General features: G+C 70.1%; 14 protein-coding genes and 2 pseudogenes. 7 read left to right on the top strand and 9 right to left on the bottom strand.

The genetic code is table 11. The features are described 5' to 3' along the window. Positions 1-28 precede the first annotated feature (28 nt). A complete protein-coding gene (locus AB0N06_RS29615) occupies positions 29-1582 on the bottom strand; it encodes an MFS transporter (RefSeq protein ID WP_366137758.1) in 1554 nt (517 codons plus the stop codon). 61 nt (positions 1583-1643) lie between these two features. Here AB0N06_RS29615 and AB0N06_RS29620 point away from each other — a divergent pair, with 61 nt between their 5' ends. Next, the gene (locus tag AB0N06_RS29620) at positions 1644-2654 is read left to right on the top strand and encodes a YafY family protein (protein WP_366137759.1); all 1011 of its coding nucleotides are present in this window, start codon (positions 1644-1646) and stop codon (positions 2652-2654) included. An 87-nt stretch (positions 2655-2741) separates the two neighbouring features. Here AB0N06_RS29620 and AB0N06_RS29625 read toward each other — a convergent pair whose 3' ends face one another. Next, entirely contained in the window at positions 2742-3740 is a 999-nt protein-coding gene (locus tag AB0N06_RS29625; RefSeq protein WP_366137760.1) for a sigma-70 family RNA polymerase sigma factor, read from the bottom strand. Positions 3741-3888: 148 nt separating this feature from the next. Here AB0N06_RS29625 and AB0N06_RS29630 point away from each other — a divergent pair. Together AB0N06_RS29630 and AB0N06_RS29635 are read left to right on the top strand one after the other, a co-directional pair. After that, positions 3889-4427, top strand: a pseudogene (locus tag AB0N06_RS29630) (N-acetyltransferase family protein). Between the two features lie 72 nt (positions 4428-4499). Further along, on the top strand, positions 4500-5579 hold the full coding sequence (locus AB0N06_RS29635; protein WP_366137761.1) for a questin oxidase family protein: 1080 nt from the start codon (positions 4500-4502) through the stop codon (positions 5577-5579). Positions 5580-5583: 4 nt separating this feature from the next. Here the strand turns inward: AB0N06_RS29635 and AB0N06_RS29640 are convergent, their stop codons facing one another. Continuing rightward, positions 5584-6366, bottom strand: coding sequence for a class III extradiol ring-cleavage dioxygenase (locus AB0N06_RS29640; RefSeq protein WP_366137762.1), 783 nt, complete (start codon positions 6364-6366; stop codon positions 5584-5586). A 137-nt stretch (positions 6367-6503) separates the two neighbouring features. On the opposite strand from AB0N06_RS29640, the gene AB0N06_RS29645 reads away from it, so the two are divergent. Beyond that, a complete protein-coding gene (locus AB0N06_RS29645; RefSeq protein ID WP_366137764.1) occupies positions 6504-7007 on the top strand; it encodes a MarR family transcriptional regulator in 504 nt (167 codons plus the stop codon). A 95-nt stretch (positions 7008-7102) separates the two neighbouring features. Here AB0N06_RS29645 and AB0N06_RS29650 read toward each other — a convergent pair whose 3' ends face one another. Both AB0N06_RS29650 and AB0N06_RS29655 read right to left on the bottom strand, forming a co-directional pair. Then, on the bottom strand, positions 7103-8629 hold the full coding sequence (locus tag AB0N06_RS29650; protein WP_366137766.1) for an MFS transporter: 1527 nt from the start codon (positions 8627-8629) through the stop codon (positions 7103-7105). Between the two features lie 193 nt (positions 8630-8822). Next, positions 8823-9485, bottom strand: a complete 663-nt coding sequence (locus tag AB0N06_RS29655) for a TetR/AcrR family transcriptional regulator (protein ID WP_366137767.1) — start codon at positions 9483-9485, stop codon at positions 8823-8825. Positions 9486-9777: 292 nt separating this feature from the next. On the opposite strand from AB0N06_RS29655, the gene AB0N06_RS29660 reads away from it, so the two are divergent. Continuing rightward, the gene (locus tag AB0N06_RS29660; RefSeq protein ID WP_366137768.1) at positions 9778-11055 is read left to right on the top strand and encodes a M6 family metalloprotease domain-containing protein; all 1278 of its coding nucleotides are present in this window, start codon (positions 9778-9780) and stop codon (positions 11053-11055) included. Here the strand turns inward: AB0N06_RS29660 and AB0N06_RS29665 are convergent, their stop codons facing one another. The 3 genes from AB0N06_RS29665 to AB0N06_RS29675 all read right to left on the bottom strand — a co-directional run bounded on the left by AB0N06_RS29665 (position 11056) and on the right by AB0N06_RS29675 (position 13945). Then, entirely contained in the window at positions 11056-12762 is a 1707-nt protein-coding gene (locus AB0N06_RS29665; RefSeq protein WP_366137774.1) for a class I adenylate-forming enzyme family protein, read from the bottom strand. It abuts the gene before it with no gap. A gap of 382 nt (positions 12763-13144) precedes the next feature. After that, entirely contained in the window at positions 13145-13534 is a 390-nt protein-coding gene (locus tag AB0N06_RS29670; RefSeq protein ID WP_366137769.1) for a sigma 54 modulation/S30EA ribosomal C-terminal domain-containing protein, read from the bottom strand. A 90-nt stretch (positions 13535-13624) separates the two neighbouring features. Continuing rightward, positions 13625-13945, bottom strand: coding sequence for a hypothetical protein (locus AB0N06_RS29675; RefSeq protein WP_366137770.1), 321 nt, complete (start codon positions 13943-13945; stop codon positions 13625-13627). Positions 13946-14201: 256 nt separating this feature from the next. On the opposite strand from AB0N06_RS29675, the gene ftsH reads away from it, so the two are divergent. Beyond that, positions 14202-16229 (top strand): ATP-dependent zinc metalloprotease FtsH, encoded by a 2028-nt coding sequence (gene ftsH / locus AB0N06_RS29680; RefSeq protein WP_366137772.1) that lies wholly within the window; start codon positions 14202-14204, stop codon positions 16227-16229. Next, on the top strand, positions 16195-16728 hold the full coding sequence (locus tag AB0N06_RS29685) for a CBS domain-containing protein (RefSeq protein WP_366137773.1): 534 nt from the start codon (positions 16195-16197) through the stop codon (positions 16726-16728). Before ftsH ends, AB0N06_RS29685 begins: the two co-directional genes overlap by 35 nt. 243 nt (positions 16729-16971) lie before the next feature. Here the strand turns inward: AB0N06_RS29685 and AB0N06_RS29690 are convergent. Then, positions 16972-17327: pseudogene (locus tag AB0N06_RS29690) on the bottom strand (transposase); the annotation flags it as partial.

Consider the following 17327-nt stretch of genomic DNA (forward strand, 5'->3'; position numbering starts at 1 on the left):
GGGCACCTTTGCGTGCGGGCAGACACCCTCAGGACGTCAGCACGGGCTCCTTGGCCACCTCGCCCGGCTCACCGTCGGCGACCTGGAGATCCTCGCCGCCCTCCAGGTGCCGGCGCGGCCGCGCGGGCAGCGCGAACATCACCAGGAAGATCACCACGAGCACCCCGGCCACCCACCAGAGCGAGTGCTGGAACGCCTCGGCGAACGCCGGACCCACCGCGTCCGGCGCCAGCCGGTCACTGATCGACCCGAAGAAGACGACCGAGACCAGGCCGAGCCCCAGCGCGTTGCCCATCTGCTGCACGGTGTTGATCAGCCCGGACGCCGACCCCGAGTGCTCCTTCGGCACCTCGGACAGCACCACGTCCGTCAGCGGGGCCACGATCAGCCCCATCCCGATCCCCATGACCACCAGCGGCAGAGCCATCTGCCAGGGCGCGATGGACATGCCGTACCGGTCGGACTCCCAGATGTAGATCAGCAGGCCGGCGACCATCAGGAGCGCACCCGCCTGCAGCACCTTGCGGCCGAACCGGGGCACCAGCTTCTGCACGGAGATCCCGGCGGCGAACGAGACGGCGATCGAGAACGGGATGCCCGTCGTGCCGGCCCGCAGCTCGCTCCAGCCGAGGCCGATCTGCATGTACAGCGTCCAGACCAGGAAGAAGATGCCGAGGCCGATACCGAAGGTCAGCTGGACGGCGATGCCCGCCGCGAAGCTCTTGACCCGGAACAGTGAGAGTTCGACGAGCGGCGAACCGTCCTTGCGTGCCTTCCCCCGCTCGAACAGCACCAGGATCAGGAACACCACCACGCTGCCGATCATCGACGCGTACCCCCACAGCGGCCAGCCCAGCTCACGCCCCCGGGTCAGCGGGTAGAGCAGCATCAGCAGCCCCAGCGTCACCAGTGCGACACCGACCAGGTCGAGGCGGAGCGCCTTCGGCGCCTTGGACTCGGTGATGAACTTCCGGCCCAGGACCAGCCCCGCGATGCCGACCGGCAGGTTGATCAGGAAGATCGGCCGCCATTCCAGACCGGCGATGTTCCACTCGGTGAGCAGCGCGCCCAGCAGCGGTCCCAAGACCGCGCCGAGGCCGACGACCGCGCCGAAGAGACCGAAGACCTTGCCGCGCTCGTGCGCCGGGAACGTGGCGTGCACGATCGACAGCACCTGCGGGACCATCAGCGCCGCCGTGCCGCCCTGCAGGATGCGGGAGGCGACCAGCATCTCCGGGTTCGCGGCGAAGCCACAGAGCGCCGAGGCCAGCGTGAAGCCGCCGATGCCGATGAGGAAGATCCGCTTGCGGCCGTGGATGTCGCCGAGCCTGCCGCCGGTGATCAGACCGGCCGCGAACGCCAGGGCGTATCCGGCGGTGATCCACTGGATCGAGCTGAACGAGGCACCGGTGTCCCGCTGGATGCTCGGGATGGCGATGTTGACGATCGTGACGTCGACCAGGTCCATGAAGGCCGCGGTCATCACGATGGCGAGCGCGAACCACCGGCGCCGGTCCGACGGGTCCGAGGACACGGCGGGAGCGGCCGCCGTGGACGGCAGAGGGGATTCGGAAGAATTCATACGTGGACGGTAGAGGTCCATTAGGTCAGATCATGACCCAATGGACGGGCATCCTGGATCCATGACCGATACGCCGGCACGACTGCTGAATCTGCTGTCGCTGCTCCAGACACCGCGTGAGTGGCCGGGCAGCGAGCTCGCCGAGCGGCTCCGGGTCAGCCCGCGCACCATCCGGCGCGACATCGACCGGCTCCGCGATCTCGGCTATCCCGTCGAGGCCTCGCGTGGCTCGGTCGGCGGCTATCGCCTGGTCGCGGGCGCCGCCATGCCGCCGCTGCTCCTCGACGACGAGGAGGCGGTGGCCATCGCGGTGGGGCTGCGAGCGGGCGCCGGGCATGCCATCGAGGGGGTCGACGAGGCGTCCGTGCGGGCGCTGGCCAAGCTGGAACAGGTGCTGCCGTCACGGCTACGGCACCGGGTCTCGGTCCTGCAGAACGCGACGGTGCCGCTGGCCCGCGGCGACGGTGCGACCATCGACCCGCAGACACTGACGGTGATGGCGGCGGCGGTCACCGGACAGGAGCGACTGCGGTTCACCTACCGGGCGGGGGACGGCGCCGAGACGAAGCGGCTGGTAGAGCCGTACCGGCTGGTGAGCACGGGGCGACGGTGGTACCTCGTGGCGTACGACCTGGGGCGCGAGGCGTGGCGTACGTTCCGCGTCGACCGGGTGAGCGAGCCGTTCGCCACAGGGGCCCGCTTCACCCCGCGCGAGCTGCCCACGGGCGACGCCGCGGAGTTCCTCGCCGGCTCCATCCAGCGCCGGCAGCCGGAGCTGGCGGTCGAGGTGAGCTTCGCGGCCCCGGCGGAGTTCGTCACCGCCCGGCTGCCCTCGGTGTTCGGCCCACTGGAGCCGACCGGCGAGCACAGCTGCCGGCTGCGTGCGGTCATGGCGGACTCGCTGGAGTGGGTGGCGCTCCGACTGGCGCTGGTCGACTGCGAGTTCACCGCTCACGAGCCGCCGGAACTGGTGGCACACCTGAGTGAGCTGGGTGCCCGCCTGACCCGCGCGACCGCTCCGTCCGAGTCACCACCGGCGGAGCGGCGCGCACAGCCCGGCGCAAAAGAATGAGCCCCGGCGCCAGGGGGGGTGGGCGCCGGGACTCAGCTCAGGGGGTCCGTACGAAGCGACCCATATCGGAGGCTACTGGACGCGGGGTCACGCCGCAGCGTCAAAACCCGTGTCGTGGGCCATTCGCTTCAGTTCGAGCAGCGCGTGCTTCTCGATCTGACGGATCCGCTCCCGGGTCAGCCCATGCTGCTTGCCCACCTCGGTGAGGGTCCGCTCACGGCCGTCCTCGATGCCGTACCGCATTCGGATGATCGACGCGGTGCGGTGGTCGAGCTTGCCGATCAGGTCCTCCAGCTCCTCGCTGCGCAGCAGCGTCATGACGGACTGCTCGGGCGACACCGCGGAAGTGTCCTCCAGCAGATCGCCGAACTGGGTCTCACCCTCGTCGTCCACGGACATGTTGAGACTGACCGGGTCGCGGGCCCAGTCGAGGACGTCACCGACGCGCGTGGGCGTGGAGTCCAGCTCTGCGGCTATCTCCTCGTGCTCCGGGTCACGCCCGTGCTCACGGTTGAACTCGCGCTGCACACGGCGGATCCGGCCGAGCTCCTCCACCAGGTGGACGGGGAGTCGGATCGTACGGGACTGGTCGGCTATGGATCGGGTGATGGCCTGGCGGATCCACCACGTCGCATACGTGGAGAACTTGAAGCCCTTGGCGTAGTCGAACTTCTCGACCGCACGCACCAGGCCTGCGTTTCCTTCCTGAATCAGGTCCAGCAGCGGAAGACCTGCCCGCGGGTAACGGCGGGCTACAGCAACCACCAGTCGGAGGTTGGAACGGATGAAGATGTCCTTGGCGCGCTCGCCCTCGGCGACCAGCGCCTGCAGCTCCTCACGCGTCGCTCCACCGGCTTCGCTCTCCACCACACCGTCGAGGATCTGCCGCGCATACACGCCCGCCTCGACGGTCTGCGACAGTTCGACTTCCTTGGCGGCATCGAGCAGCGGCGTGCGCGCGATTTCGTCCAGGTACATGCCGACCAGGTCGCGATCGGCGATCTCTCCGCCCGCGGCGCGAACACTGCTTGCCCGGTTGGTCCCGCCACTGGCGGACGAACGACGGGCGACGGCACGGGTTGCCATGCGTGCTCCCTTGCTGAGTAGGTCGCGACACCCTCTCGGGTGCCCTGCATCCGATGGAAACAACGACTGGAATCCGGACAGAATTCCCATGGCTTGCATTCATTTTCGCGATCATGCAGTACCCTGTCCGGCTGCGAGGGGAGTGCACGTGTCGGAGTTCGGCACAGAGGTGCAGGTCAGGCCCGGCATCGAGGGCGATCTGGTGGCTCTCACGGACATCTACAACCATGACGTACGTGAGACGCCCTCACATTCGATACCGTCCCGTTCACACCCGAACAGCGGCTGCCGTGGCTGCGCTCCCACCCTGAAGACGGCCCGCACCGCCTTCTGGTTGCTCAGGATGTCCGCATTGTCGGCCCCGCATCAATCCTGGGATACGCCACCAGCAGTGCCTTCCGCCCCAAGGCGGCATACGCCACGTCGGTCGAGGTGAGCGTGTACTGCGCGCCGTGGGCCACCACACGCGGGATCGGCACCCTCCTCTACACGTCACTCTTCGAGGCACTCGCCGACGAAGACCTGAACCGCGCGTACGCAGGCATCACCCAGCCCAACGACGGCTCGGTCGCACTGCACAAACGCTTCGGCTTCCACCATGTCGGTACGTACGCCGAGGTGGGCCGGAAGTTCGACACGTACTGGGACGTGGCCTGGTACGAGAAGCGGCTGGGGCCGGAGACCTAGGACCCGACGGGGTCGCGAAGTAGGTCCGCAGCCCGTTACCGGCGGCGGGCCCCGCTCCTAGCGTGTTCCGGCATGACCGACACGACAGGCAGGACAGACTCGGTAAGCGCACCGGGCCCGGCACCGGTCGACCCCACCGGCACACTCGACGAGGCGCTGGACCGGCTCCACGCCGCGGGTCCCGAGCGCGACGGCTGGCTGAGCAACCACGGCCCGATGGCCGTCGAGGCGCTCGTACGGCACGGCCAGGCACCGGCCGTCCACCGCTGGCTCGACTACTACAGCCACAAGCTGGAGGACATGCCGGCCCCCGCGACCCGGATCACCGCGGAGAACTGGCACGACGCTCTGGGCGACCCGCGGAGGATCGCCGACTGGACGATGTTCTTCGCGCAGGAGACGGCCGGGCGCCCCTGGCAGGACGTCCTCACCGAATGGTGGCCGCGGCTGCTGCCGGGCATCGCCGCGGGCGCCACCCACCCCGTGATCCGGGTCGGCCACGCCGTACGCACCCTGCTCGGCGGCGAAACGAACGCACCCCGGGTCACCGAGCTCGCACACGGCCTGGGCTACTGGGCCGCCCGCCACCAGCCGCTGCCCGCGCTGAACCCACCGGCCTCGCTCGTGCCCGCGCCGAGTGCCGCGGCCGCACTGAACGCCGTACCGCCGGTGGCCGACCAGAGCGGCGGCATCCGCGACCGGCTGGCGCGGCTCACCACGTTCCCGCTGTGGCCGGAGCAGTACGCGGACGACCCGGACGTGGCACGTGCCAGGCTGGCGGAACTGGTCAGGGCTGCGACCCACCGCTACGCCACCCACGGCCATGGCGAACCGATCATGCTGGTGCACGCCGCGACGGCACCCAACGCCGTGCTGCGTACGCTGCCCGCCCTCCCCCGTGAACTGTGGCCGCAGAGCCTGGCCGCCGCCTGGGCCGCGAGCGCCGCGGTCACCGCCGCGTACAGCCCGGCCGACCCCGTCCCGTGCACCGCGGCGCCGTCGGCAGCCTCCGCGGACGAGATCTTCGCGCGGGCGGCGGCACACGGCAACGACCACACCATCAAGTTCACCGACACCGCACTGGACGTCGGTGACACGACGGCCCTGGCCGCCGCGCTCTGCTCGATCGAACTGAACCCTCCGGCCCTCTGACCACTCAGCCGAACTGCACCGACCGCTTCGCGAGCCCCATCCAGAACCCGTCGATGATGCTGCGCCCTTGATCCAGCTCGCCCTCCGAGGCGCCCAGGGTGACGAAGAGCGGCGCGAAGTGCTCGGTGCGGGGGTGGGCCAGCCGCCCGGCCGGGGACTTGCGCTCGAAGTCCAGCAGCGCGTCGATGTCCTGCGCCTGCAGCGCCCGGTGCCCCCAGTCGTCGAACTCCACCGACCAGCCGGGGTTGCCGCCGCCCGCGTGCCGCAGGGCTGCCAGGTTGTGGGTGAAGAAGCCGCTGCCGACGATCAGGACGCCCTCGTCGCGCAGGGGCGCGAGCTTGCGGCCGATGTCCATCAGCTTCTGCGGGTCCAGCGTCGGCATGGAGATCTGGAGTACGGGGATGTCGGCGCCCGGGAACATCTCCACCAGCGGGACGTACGCCCCGTGGTCGAGCCCGCGGTCCGGGATGTCCTGGACCGGCATACCGGCGCCGCGCAGCAGCTTGCGCACGCTCTCCGCCAGCTGCGGGGCTCCCGGGGCTGCGTACTGCACGCGATAGTAGTGCTCCGGGAAGCCCCAGAAGTCGTAGACGAGCGGGACGGGCTCGGTGGCGCCGAGGGCAAGCGGAGCCTCCTCCCAGTGGGCGGAGACCATGAGGATCGCGGTGGGGCGCGGCAGCTCGGCGGACCAGGCGGCCAGCTGGCCGGGCCAGACCGGGTCGTCGGCCAGCGGCGGCGCACCGTGGGAGAGATAGAGGGCGGGCATGCGCTCCGCGGTGACAGTCATGACACTCCCCATCCACTACTGCTCGAAGCACGTCTTCTGCGGCGGCGGGATCGGCTTATTGAAGCTTCAAGTTCCCACTCCAGGAAACCATAGCCGCATCTAGTTCAACTTTCAAGAAAAGGTCGTACAGTGGAGTCATGACCACGGCATCCACCGGCGCGACCCGCTGGCTCTCCGACGAAGAACAGAGCGTTTGGCGCGCCTACCTCCACGCAACCACGCTCCTGGAGGACCACCTCGATCGCCAGCTCCAACGCGATGCCGGTATGCCGCACATCTATTACGGGCTGCTCGTCCAGCTCTCCCAGGCGCCCGGCCGCCGGATGCGGATGACCGAGCTGGCCAAGGACGTCAAGATCACCCGCTCCCGGCTCTCGCACGCCGTCGCCCGGCTGGAGCGGAACGGCTGGGTGCGCCGCGAGGACTGCCCGTCCGACAAGCGCGGGCAGAACGCGGTCCTCACCGACGAGGGGTACGAGATGCTCCGCCGATCCGCGCCGGGCCATGTCCGCGCCGTACGCCAGGCGATGTTCGACCGGCTCACACCGGAGCAGGTGCGCACGTTCGGCGAGATCATGCAGGTCATCGCCACCGGCCTGGAGCCGGAGGGTACGGACGCCGACCTGCCCTGGCTCCGCTGAGCCGCCCTCGCGCACCGATACGGGTCTGCCCCGGTTCCGCCGAGCGGAACCGGGGCAGACCCGTGTTCACATCACTTCGCCTCGCGCGTCCCGCGTCAGTGCGCGACGACCGGCACCTTGAACTCGTCCTCGACGCCATCGGCGTCACCGGAGCCCGAGCCGACCGGGGCGGCCGACGGACGCCCGGCGTTGATGAACGTCACCGCGATCACGGAAGCCGCCACCAGGATGCCGACCGCCCACCAGATGGCACCGGTGAAGCCGTGCACCATCGACTGCAGCTTCAGCAGCTGCGGGTCGGTTGCGCCGAGCGCGGCGTGCGAGGTGGCGTACGCCGTCGTGGCCGAGGCGGCGACGGTGTTCAGCAGCGCGGTACCGATCGCGCCGCCGACCTGCTGCGAGGTGTTGACCATCGCGGACGCGACACCCGAGTCCCGCGGCTCGACCCCGTGCGTGGCCAGCGACATGGCCGGCATGAACGCCGTACCCATGCCCAGACCCAGCAGGAGCTGCCCCGGGAGGATGAGCGCCGCGTACGAGGAGTCGACCTCCAGCTGCGTCAGCAGCAGCATGCCCACGGCGGCGGTCAGAAAGCCCGGGCCCATCAGCTTGCGGGCCGGGACCCGCGTCATCAGCCGTGCGCCGATCTGCGTCGAACCGGTGATCATGCCCGCGATCATCGGGAGGAAGGCGAAGCCCGTCCTGATCGGCGAGTAGCCCCTCACGACCTGCAGGTAGTACGTCAGGAAGAGGAACAGCCCGAACATCCCGATGACGGCCAGACCCAGCGAGAGGTAGACGCCGGCGCGGTTACGGTCCATCAGCACGCGGAGCGGCAGCAGCGGCGACGCGACCTTGGCCTCGGTCAGGACGAACGACAGGAGCAGCACACCGGAGGCGACGAACATGCCGATGGTCAGCGGGTCCGACCAGCCGGAGGACTCGGCACGGGTGAATCCGTACACCAGCGAGACCAGACCCAGTGCGGAGAGGACCACACCCGGGATGTCGAGCGAGGAGCGGTTACGGCTGCCGGCCGGCTCACGGATCACGAAGTACGCGCCCGCGGCGGCGATGACGGCGAACGGGATGTTGACGAAGAACGTCCAGCGCCAGTTCAGCGTCTGGGTGAGGAAGCCGCCGAGGATCAGGCCTACGGCGCCACCGCCACCGGCGATCGCCCCGTAGATGCCGAACGCCTTGGCGCGCTCCTTGGCTTCGGTGAACGTCACAGCGAGCAGCGAGAGTGCGGCCGGGGCGAGCAGGGCGCCGAAGGCGCCCTGGAGCGCACGCGAGCCGAACAGCATGCCCTGGTTCTGCGCCGCGCCACCGAGCGCGGAGGCCAGCGCGAAGCCGATCAGACCGACGACAAAGGTGCGCTTACGGCCCCAGAGGTCGGCGATCCGGCCGCCGAAGAGCAGCAGTCCGCCGAAGGCGAGGGCGTAGGCCGTGATGACCCACTGCTTGTTGGCATCGGTGATGCCGAGGGCCGTCTGCGCGTGCGGCAGCGCGATGTTCACGATCGTGGCATCGAGCACGACCATCAGCTGCGCGAGCGCGATGAAGGCCAGTGCTTTCCAGCGGTTGGGGTCGGGAAGTGGGATATCAGCTGTTTTTGACATGGGAGTAGCCACCTAAGGACGCGCGTGGACGCAAGGAGTCGTGAACTGTGATCCGTGACCGTGAAGACGTGCACCCGGTCAGCGGTGAGGGTGGGAGAGGTGAGGGTGGTGGACGTGGACGTGAGGTAAGTCGGGTGGTGAGGGCATGGCGGACACGCGGCCCGGAGCCCGTCTCAGGAACCGGGCACGGGCGTCATGAGCGACGCCGCAGAACCTCCAAGGTCGCTGCCGTCCCGGGCAGTACGGACCGGGCCGGAGCCTCCAGGCCGTCCAGGAACAGCTGAAGATGACGGTGGGCGAAGCGATCGATGCCCTGGCAGGCGATGCCGGGCAGCGGCCGGATGAGCTGGGAGAGGCCGACCAGTACGTCACCGACGGCGATGTCGGTGCGCAGGCGCCCCGCGGACATGGCGCGCGCCACGAGCCCTTCGACGGCCTCTTCGAAGCGGCGACGCTCGGCGAGCAGTTCGGGATGGTCCCTGTCGAAGTTGCCGGACAGCATCGGGCAGAGCGCGCCGATGCGTTCGTCGGCCGCCGCGTGCACGAAGCGGCAGAGCGCGGCGAAGGGGTCGGCTTCCTCGGCCATCGCCTCTTCGGCGCGTTCGGTGGTGCGGGAGGTGACCGAGAGGACGACCTCATGGATGAGTGCTGCGCGGTCGGGGAAGTTCCGGTAGAGCGTGGCGTTGCCGACGCCTGCACGGCGGGCCACCTCGTCGAGCGGCACATCCGGCCCGAACTCGACGAACATATCGCGCGCGGCCGTGACGATCCGCTCCCGGTTGCGCAGCGCGTCGGCCCGCGGGCGGGTCGTACGGCGCGGCACGGTTCCGGCGGCGGGGCGGGCAGCGGTTTTCACGAGACGGTCCTTCTCTTCCGGGTCTTCCTGGTCGTGCAGCTCCTGCGATGGCCCCCGCGCGCACAACGTCGGGCAAACGGGGACCGCCTCCCCGTTCAGCGGGGACACCAGGTTCAAACGGGGAATCCATCCCCGGTTATTTCCCCGCCCCGCTGTGACCTGGGTCACATCACACTGGCGGGAAATTACACCGATCGGCGCACCCAGCGCGCGGCGCCGTTCCGCCCGCCCGAGGGTGATCAGAGAGCGCAGTCAGGGTCGGCCGACTGCCGCGGACCCCGAAGGCGCCTCTATGCAGCAGCCCCGCCGCCGGATACGCAACCAGCGCCACCCGGTCGCACTGGCGGGGGCAAGCGCCCTGGTCATAGGGGCACTGGCCTCCGCCAGCGGCACGCTCTTGCCGCCCGGCAACGCCGGCGAGGGGCCGGTGGCCAGCACCGAGGCGGCAGGGGTCGGCCCGTGTCGGATAGCCGCGACGATGGGCGTGCAGATGTCGGAGGGTATGCCGACACCGACGGGGTACGCCCATTCCACGGGCCAGGTCCACGCACTGAACCTGATGATCGACTTCCCGGACGCGCCGGGAACGGAGTCGGCGATGAAACGGTTCGCCGAATTCTTCCCGCAGACCGCCAGCTGGTTCCGCACCAGTTCGTACGGCCGGCTCATCTACCGGCCCGACGCCCCCGTGAAGAGCTGGCTCCGGATGCCTCTGCCGTTCTCGGCGTACGGGATAGGGCGCGGCTCACCGTACGAGCCGGGCTACCGGCACCTGGTCCAGGACATCGTGGCCCTCGCCGGCCCGAAGGTGCACTTCGGCGCGTACGACCTGATCAACATCCTGGTCACACCGAACGCCGGGCCCCCCGCCCTGGACACCGTCCTGTCCGTGACCTTCTCCGGCAACGACGACGCACCGCTCGCAGACGGTGCCCCGCTCTCCAACACGTCCTTCATCTACAGCCGCCAGGACGACGGCTCGGGCTCGTACGCACAGACCGGCTACCGCGTCCTGCCGCACGAGAACGGCCATATCTTCGGCCTGCCCGACCTCTACACCGTGGAGGGCGGCGGTTCGGTCGGGCACTGGGACATCATGTCCGAGGACTGGGGGGCCAACAACGACTTCCTCGGCTGGCACAAGTGGAAACTCGGCTGGCTCGACAAGAACCAGGTCAGCTGCGCGTCCAAGCCAGGCACCACCGATCACGTCCTCACACCCCTTGCCACCCGGGGCGGCCGGAAGCTGGCCTTCGTGCCGCTGACCGCGGAGTCCGGCTACGCGGTGGAAGTACGGACCCAGGCGGGCAACGACCAGGCGGTCTGCCGACCCGGCGTGCTGATCTACAAGGTCAGGTCCGACGTCGACACAGGGCAGGGTCCGATCTCCATCGTGGACAGCACCAAGGACAGCGGCGGCTGCACACGGCTGCCCAATGTGCATGCCGAGCTCTCCGACGCCCCGTTCCAGCCCGGCCAGAGCTTCACCGACCGGACCAACGGCATACACATATCCGTCGTCGACAAGGACTCCAGGGGGAACTACCGGGTCCGCGTCACCCGCCTCTGATCACGCCCCTCCTCGCTGCGCCTCAGACCGACCGGCAAGAGGGGGGCGGACCTCCTCGTCGACCACCCTGCGCAGCTCACGCTTGAGGATCTTCCCGGTCGGGTTCCGGGGCAGTTGGTCGTCCCGCACGAGGACATGGGCCGGGACCTTGAAGGCGGCCAGGCTCCGCCCGACGTGCGCCCGCAGCTCGTCGGCCGTGACGGTGGCACCGGGCCGCAGCCGGACAACCGCCGCGACCTCCTCGCCCAGGACCGGATGCGGCACTCCCAGCACCGCCGCGTCCTCGACGTCCGGGTGGTCGTGGAGCGCGGCCTCGACCTCCACGCAGTACACGTTCTCGCCGCCACGGATCACCATGTCCTTGATCCGGTCGACGATGGTGACCCGCCCGTCGCGCACCAGCGCGAGATCGCCGGTCCGGAACCAGCCGTCCGTGAACGCCTCGGCCGTCGCCGCCTCATCGCGCCAGTAGCCACGGACCAGCGACTGGCCGCGCAGCCACAGCTCGCCGATCTCCCCCTCGGGCAGCGCCTCGCCCGCCGGACCGGTGATCCGCACCTCGGTGGCGGGTGTCGGCCGGCCGACACTGCCCGGGTGGAGCCGGTAGTCGGCGCCGAAGTTGGCCAGGACGCCGCCACTGGTCTCGGTCAGGCCGTAGCCGTTGCGCGGCTCGATCCGCTCGCCGTAGCGGGCGGTGAGCCGTGCGACCAGGTCGGGCGGGGCGGCGGCGCCACCGGTGCTCAGCATCTGGAGGCTCTCCAGCCGGTCGTCCGCACGCTCGGCGGCGGCGAGCAGCTGAAGGGCGGTGGCCGGGACTCCGGCGAAGTGCGTGACGCCGTGCTCCCGGATCAGCCGGAGCGCCTCCTCGGCGTCCCACTTCCGCACGACCACGAGCGAGCCGCCTGCCGCCATCGCCGCGTAGAAACCGGTGAACGCGGCGACATGAAAGAACGGGAAGGTCATCAGCGTGACAGGAGCGGGCCCCTGTCCCGGGATGACCCCGCGGCCCAGCGCGGAAGCGGCCGCATGGAACCGCGGGTTGAGTGCGGCCCCCGCCTGGGCGAGCTGGGTGGCGACAACACCCTTGGGCCGCCCCGTGGTGCCCGAGGTGTACATGATCGTCGCGTCGTCCTCGGGCCGGATCTCGACCTCGGGTGGTGCGGCGAACGGGTCGGGCGCGGGCAGGTCCTCGTACCGCTCGCCCCCCTCCGGCACCGTGCCGTCCCGGTGGTGGAAGACGACGACGCGCGCCCCGGCCTTCTCCGCCCAGGCGGCAACCCGCGACAGCCGCTCACCGTCCACCAGCAGCACCCGCGGCTCGCAGTCGTCGAGCGCGTAGGCGAACTCGCCCTCCGTCCACCAGGCGTTGAGCGGTACGGCGACCAGACCGGCCAGTTGCGCGGCCCAGAAGGCGATCTGCCACTCGGGGTGATTGCGCATCGCGACAACGGCCCGGTCGCCGGGGCGGAGCCCGTACTCCTCGGCCATCCGGCACGCCAGTGCGGATGCGGCGGCGAAGAACTCCCCGTACGAATAGCTGCGCTCGGCGCCGATCAGGAACGGCTGGTCCCCGAAGGCCCAGGTGGTCTCGACGAACTCACGGAGCGTCCTGGGCCCGCTCGCATAGATGAACGAACCCGCCTGCACGCCGTCCTGTGCCCGCACGACAGCGAACGGCGCCCCGGGCCCGGTGAGCGCGGCGTCGATTCGGGCGGCGGACGCTGCGGCAGCGGCGGGCGATTCGGCGGAGGGCGGGGAAGCTGTGGACGCGGCGGCGGGGGTCGGATCGGGGTGCGGCACGAACGACCTTTCCAAGCGCCTGCTCAGGACTCCGCGACGCTATGCCTGCCCCCATCCCCCGTCAAGACACCGCCCCGCCCCACGCTCCCCCTTCACCTGCCCCGCCGCACGCCTCCCTCTATGCCTTGCCGGTCCGGGGCAGCAGCTTCATCTCGTCGGCCACCACCCGCTCGGTGACGGTGGCACGCGCGGTGGCCGTGTCGGGCAGTTCACGGCGGCGTATCACCACCCCCGCTCCGGCGAACGCGTGCTCGTCCGGTGGCCACCACCAGCGTGTGGCCGAGGGCTGCTACTCGGCGGGGACGATCAGGCCGTAGTGGCCGTCGTAGCGGTGGTACAGCACGTTGCCGCGGCCGGTGCTGTCGTCGGCGAAGAACACGAACGAAAACCCGGCGACCTCCAGCCGCTGTTTCGCCTCGGCCACGGTCATCCGGGGCGCCGGCAGCTCGCTGACGGTCAGCGGTACGGCAACGCTGCCGACCAACTGCGGGCGGGGGTGCACCTGGGCGAGCCGGTAGCCGGTCGGCCCAGAGCGGTAGAGCACGCTGTCCTCACCGGAGTCGGCGTCGGTGAACAGATGGAAGCCGTAGTCCATCCACTCCAGCTCGAAGGCCGCTTCGTCCGGTGCCTCCCGGGCGAGGGAGAAGGACTTGTGGCGGACGACCTGCCGCTCCTCCACCGGTCGCGGACAGTAGTCGGGGCGGTGGGTGGGTTCACTGCCGTGCCGCCACTCGTGCCCGCCGGGGACGGGCGTCCGGCCGCGGCGGGCCTACCAGCGCTCGGCCAGCCGGGCCAGCCTTTCTGCCAGCCGGTCCTGGAGCAGGTCGACAGCCTGGGTGACGGTCTGCCCCGCAACGTGCGCGCGGGCAGGTCGGCCGTTGACGTCCACGTTGGCCTGGGCGATCACCGGCTGCTCCACCGCCGGGTTTGCCATGCGGGTCAGTCTCACCCGGGCGAACAGAACCGGCTCCCTCGTCTGGCCGAGGACGGCCTGGATCTTGTCCCGCGCGTACCCGGCCGCGTCCGGTGGCAGCTGCCCGCGGGTCTCCACCTGAACCTCGAGGGCCTGCTGCGGTGCGGATCGTTTCATGGCAACCTCCCGAAAGTGGCACTTTCTAGACTTATCACCCACGGTCTGTGTGTGGAGGGCCGAGGACCCTCGGTCCTGAGTGGCCGATTTCTCCGGTCGAGGACCGTGCGTGACCAGGCCCCGACTCGGTGCGTTCGGTCCTGCCGATGGCGGAGAGGTCGTTGATCCTGGAAGTGGGACGCCCACCTGCGATGTCTCTTCGAATTGCAGGAACGGTCTCGCCCGAGGTTCGTCCTTCCGCCAAGGGAGCCGTCCGGTGATCACATCAGCTCGTCTGCCAGGCCGGCATCTGTCACGCTCGGCCAAACCGGGGCCCCCGCGCGAGGCGCCCAAGCCGCCAACGCCTTCCCCGGGGCCTTCCTGGTCTCGTTGGCTGCTGCCCGTCGCCGCGTTGGTCCTGCTGCTCGTGGTGCTGCTGCGAACTCCCTCCCCCCAGGGGGGCGCGTCGCTGTCGTACAGCGAGTTCGTCGGCAAGGTGAGCGTCGGCCAGGTCAAGACGGTCGATATCGACGACAAGGGCGCCATCAAGGGAACCCTCAAGGACGGCAAGCAATTCACCACGCGGATACCCACCGCTTTGGACAACAGCCGCCTGGAGCAGGAGTTGCAGTCCGAGAACGTGGAGATCACCGCGTCCCGGAGCAGCAACGGCAGCCCCCTCGGGACACTGCTGGTGCTGTTCCTGCCGCTTCTGTTCATCGTCGCTCTGTTCATGTGGACCGGCCGCCAGGCGACAAGGACACTGGGCGGGGGGCTCAGTGCCATCGGGCGGGCCCGCGCCAAGATCATCGAGGCCGAGCGGCCGACCACCCGCTTCGAGGACGTCGCGGGCTACGGGGGCGTCAAACAGGAGATCAGCGAGATCGTCGACTTCCTGCGCAGCCCCGAGCGCTACGCGGTCGCGGGAGCCAAGGGACCACGCGGTGTGATCATGGTGGGCCCGCCGGGCACGGGCAAGACCCTCATCGCCCGCGCGGTGGCCGGTGAGGCGGAGGTCCCGTTCCTGTCGGTGACCGGCTCGGCGTTCGTCGAGATGTTCGTCGGTGTCGGGGCCTCCCGGGTGCGCGACCTGTTCGCCGAGGCGCGCAAACGGGCCCCCTCGATCATCTTCATCGACGAGATCGACGCCGTCGGCAGCCGTCGCGGCGGGGCTGCCCGGCTGGGCGGCAACGACGAACGCGAGCAGACCCTCAACCAGCTCCTTGCCGAGATGGACGGCTTCGACCAGGGCAGCGGCATCGTCGTCCTGGCCGCGACCAACCGGCCCGAGGCCCTCGACCCGGCGCTGCTGCGCCCCGGCCGCTTCGACCGGCACGTGACCGTGCCGCTGCCCAACCAGGCCGAACGGGCGGCCATCCTGTCCGTCCACGCCCGCGGCAAGACCCTGGCACCGGACGTCGACTGGGACACCGTTGCCCGGGCCACGCCCGGCTTCTCCGGCGCTGACCTCGCCAATCTGGTCAACGAGGCCGCCATCAATGCCGTCCGGGCCGGGGGCGTCGTCATCGATGCCCAGGGCCTCGGCGACGCCCGCGACCGGCTGCTGCTGGGGCGGCGGGAGTCCACAAACGCCCTGCTGCCCGAGGAAAGGCACTCCGTGGCCGTCCACGAATCCGGACACGCGCTCATAGCGGCCCTGTGCGAGCACGCCGACCCGGTCGCCAAGGTCACCATCCTGCCCTCCGGGCCTTCGCTGGGTGCCACTGAGCAGCTCCCGGAGGCCGAACGGCACTTGTACAGCGAGGGCTATCTGACCGACCTGCTGACCGTCCGGCTCGGCGGCCGCGCGGCCGAACTGGTCGTCTTCGGCGAGGGCTCGACCGGTGCCGCCGACGACCTGGCCGGCGCCACCCAGCTCGCCGCCCGCATGGTCCGCGAGTTCGGCCTGTCCCCGGCCCTCGGCCCCATCGGATACGGCTCCGGAGCCTCCCGCTACCTTGGCGGCGAGAGCACCGAAGAGACATTGCACCGGCCCTATTCCGAGCAGACTCAACGCATCGTCGACGAGGAGACCGCCCGCCTGCTGCGGGAGGCCGAGGAACGCGCAGTGGTTCTGCTGCGCGACCACCGGGAGGCGCTGGACACCCTTGCCGGACTGCTCACCACCCGCGAGACCGTCGACGGATCCGTGGTCCTCGACGTACTCCAACAGCAACAGCGGTCGGACGGCCACCACACCGCGGCGAAGGAGAAGCCGACACCCTCCCCGCGACGCCGCGGCGACGCTCGCAAGGAAGAAGGAGGCGACCATGGAGGAGCAGCAGCCGGGGGCGGTCCACGGTGAGCAGGAGGTCTTGGCGCGGACGGTCGCTGCCGTGATGCGCACCGCTGTGGTCACGATCGATGTCGACGAAACAGTGCTCGTGGCCTGGGAATTGCTGGAGCGTTCCGGCTCCCGCCATCTTCCGGTCGTGCATCCGGACGGTCGCTGTGCCGGCCTGCTGGACAGGGCCGACGTGGCGGTCGTCAGTGCGGCACCGGCCGCCTCGCTGTCCGGCCTGCGCGTGGGGGACATCCTGCCCGCCCGCAGGTCGGCGCTCGTACATGTCGAGCAGACCGTACGCCACGCAGCCGACCTCATGAGCTATGCCGAAGTCGACGCTCTGCCGGTGCTGGAGGAAGACGGGCGTCTCGCCGGGGTGCTGACCGCAGCCGATATCGTCGCGGCCCTCGCCGGTCGTCCGGTGCAGAAGGAGCCCGCCGACACGCGGCCGCAGGCCCCGTCCACGGTGCTGCCCGGTCTCCCGCCTCGACGGGGCCACCGCGGAACGGCGATCCCCTGAGCGCCCACCACTGAGCTGCGGCGCGCTCAGGTCCTGTCCTGTCGATCTTCGTGGATCAGCCCGGGGCGTCTGGTGCGGTGCATCGCAAGGCGGGGGATCGTCCTCGTACGGGACGTACGTGGGCGACTGAAGACAACGCGGCGAGGTGCCGTACCAGGCGTTCGCGCCGCCTCAATGCCGGACACCGCCTGGCCAATAGACGGGACCCCGCCAGGCTTATCCCGGTGCCATTTAACTTGATCTTTAAGGCTGCTGCTCGGCCCCGCCGCGTCTAGGCATATCCGTTTTGCGCTGTTTCTTGCCGACTGGGTAGCGGGGTGCGGGTGTGGAGGTGCGGCCCTTGGGGCGGCCTGGACCGGGGTGGGAGGCTTTTGGCGCGCGGGCTGGAGTGCCCACGGTCCGTCGGATGCGGGGATAGCCCCGCCGGACCCGGCCCGGGGTGAGCTGATCCGGCGTCAGTGGCTTCTCCCAGGGCCGCCGGAGGTCCTCGGCCAGGGGCCGGATGAGACGGAGTTGCGTGTAGGCGGCGAGGATCAGCCACACCCACCGGTCGGCCTGTTCGGGGGTGCGCAAGCGGGGTCGGGTCAGGCCGAGCGTCT

Source organism: Streptomyces sp. NPDC051020 (assembly GCF_040683105.1).
GTDB lineage: Bacteria > Actinomycetota > Actinomycetes > Streptomycetales > Streptomycetaceae > Streptomyces.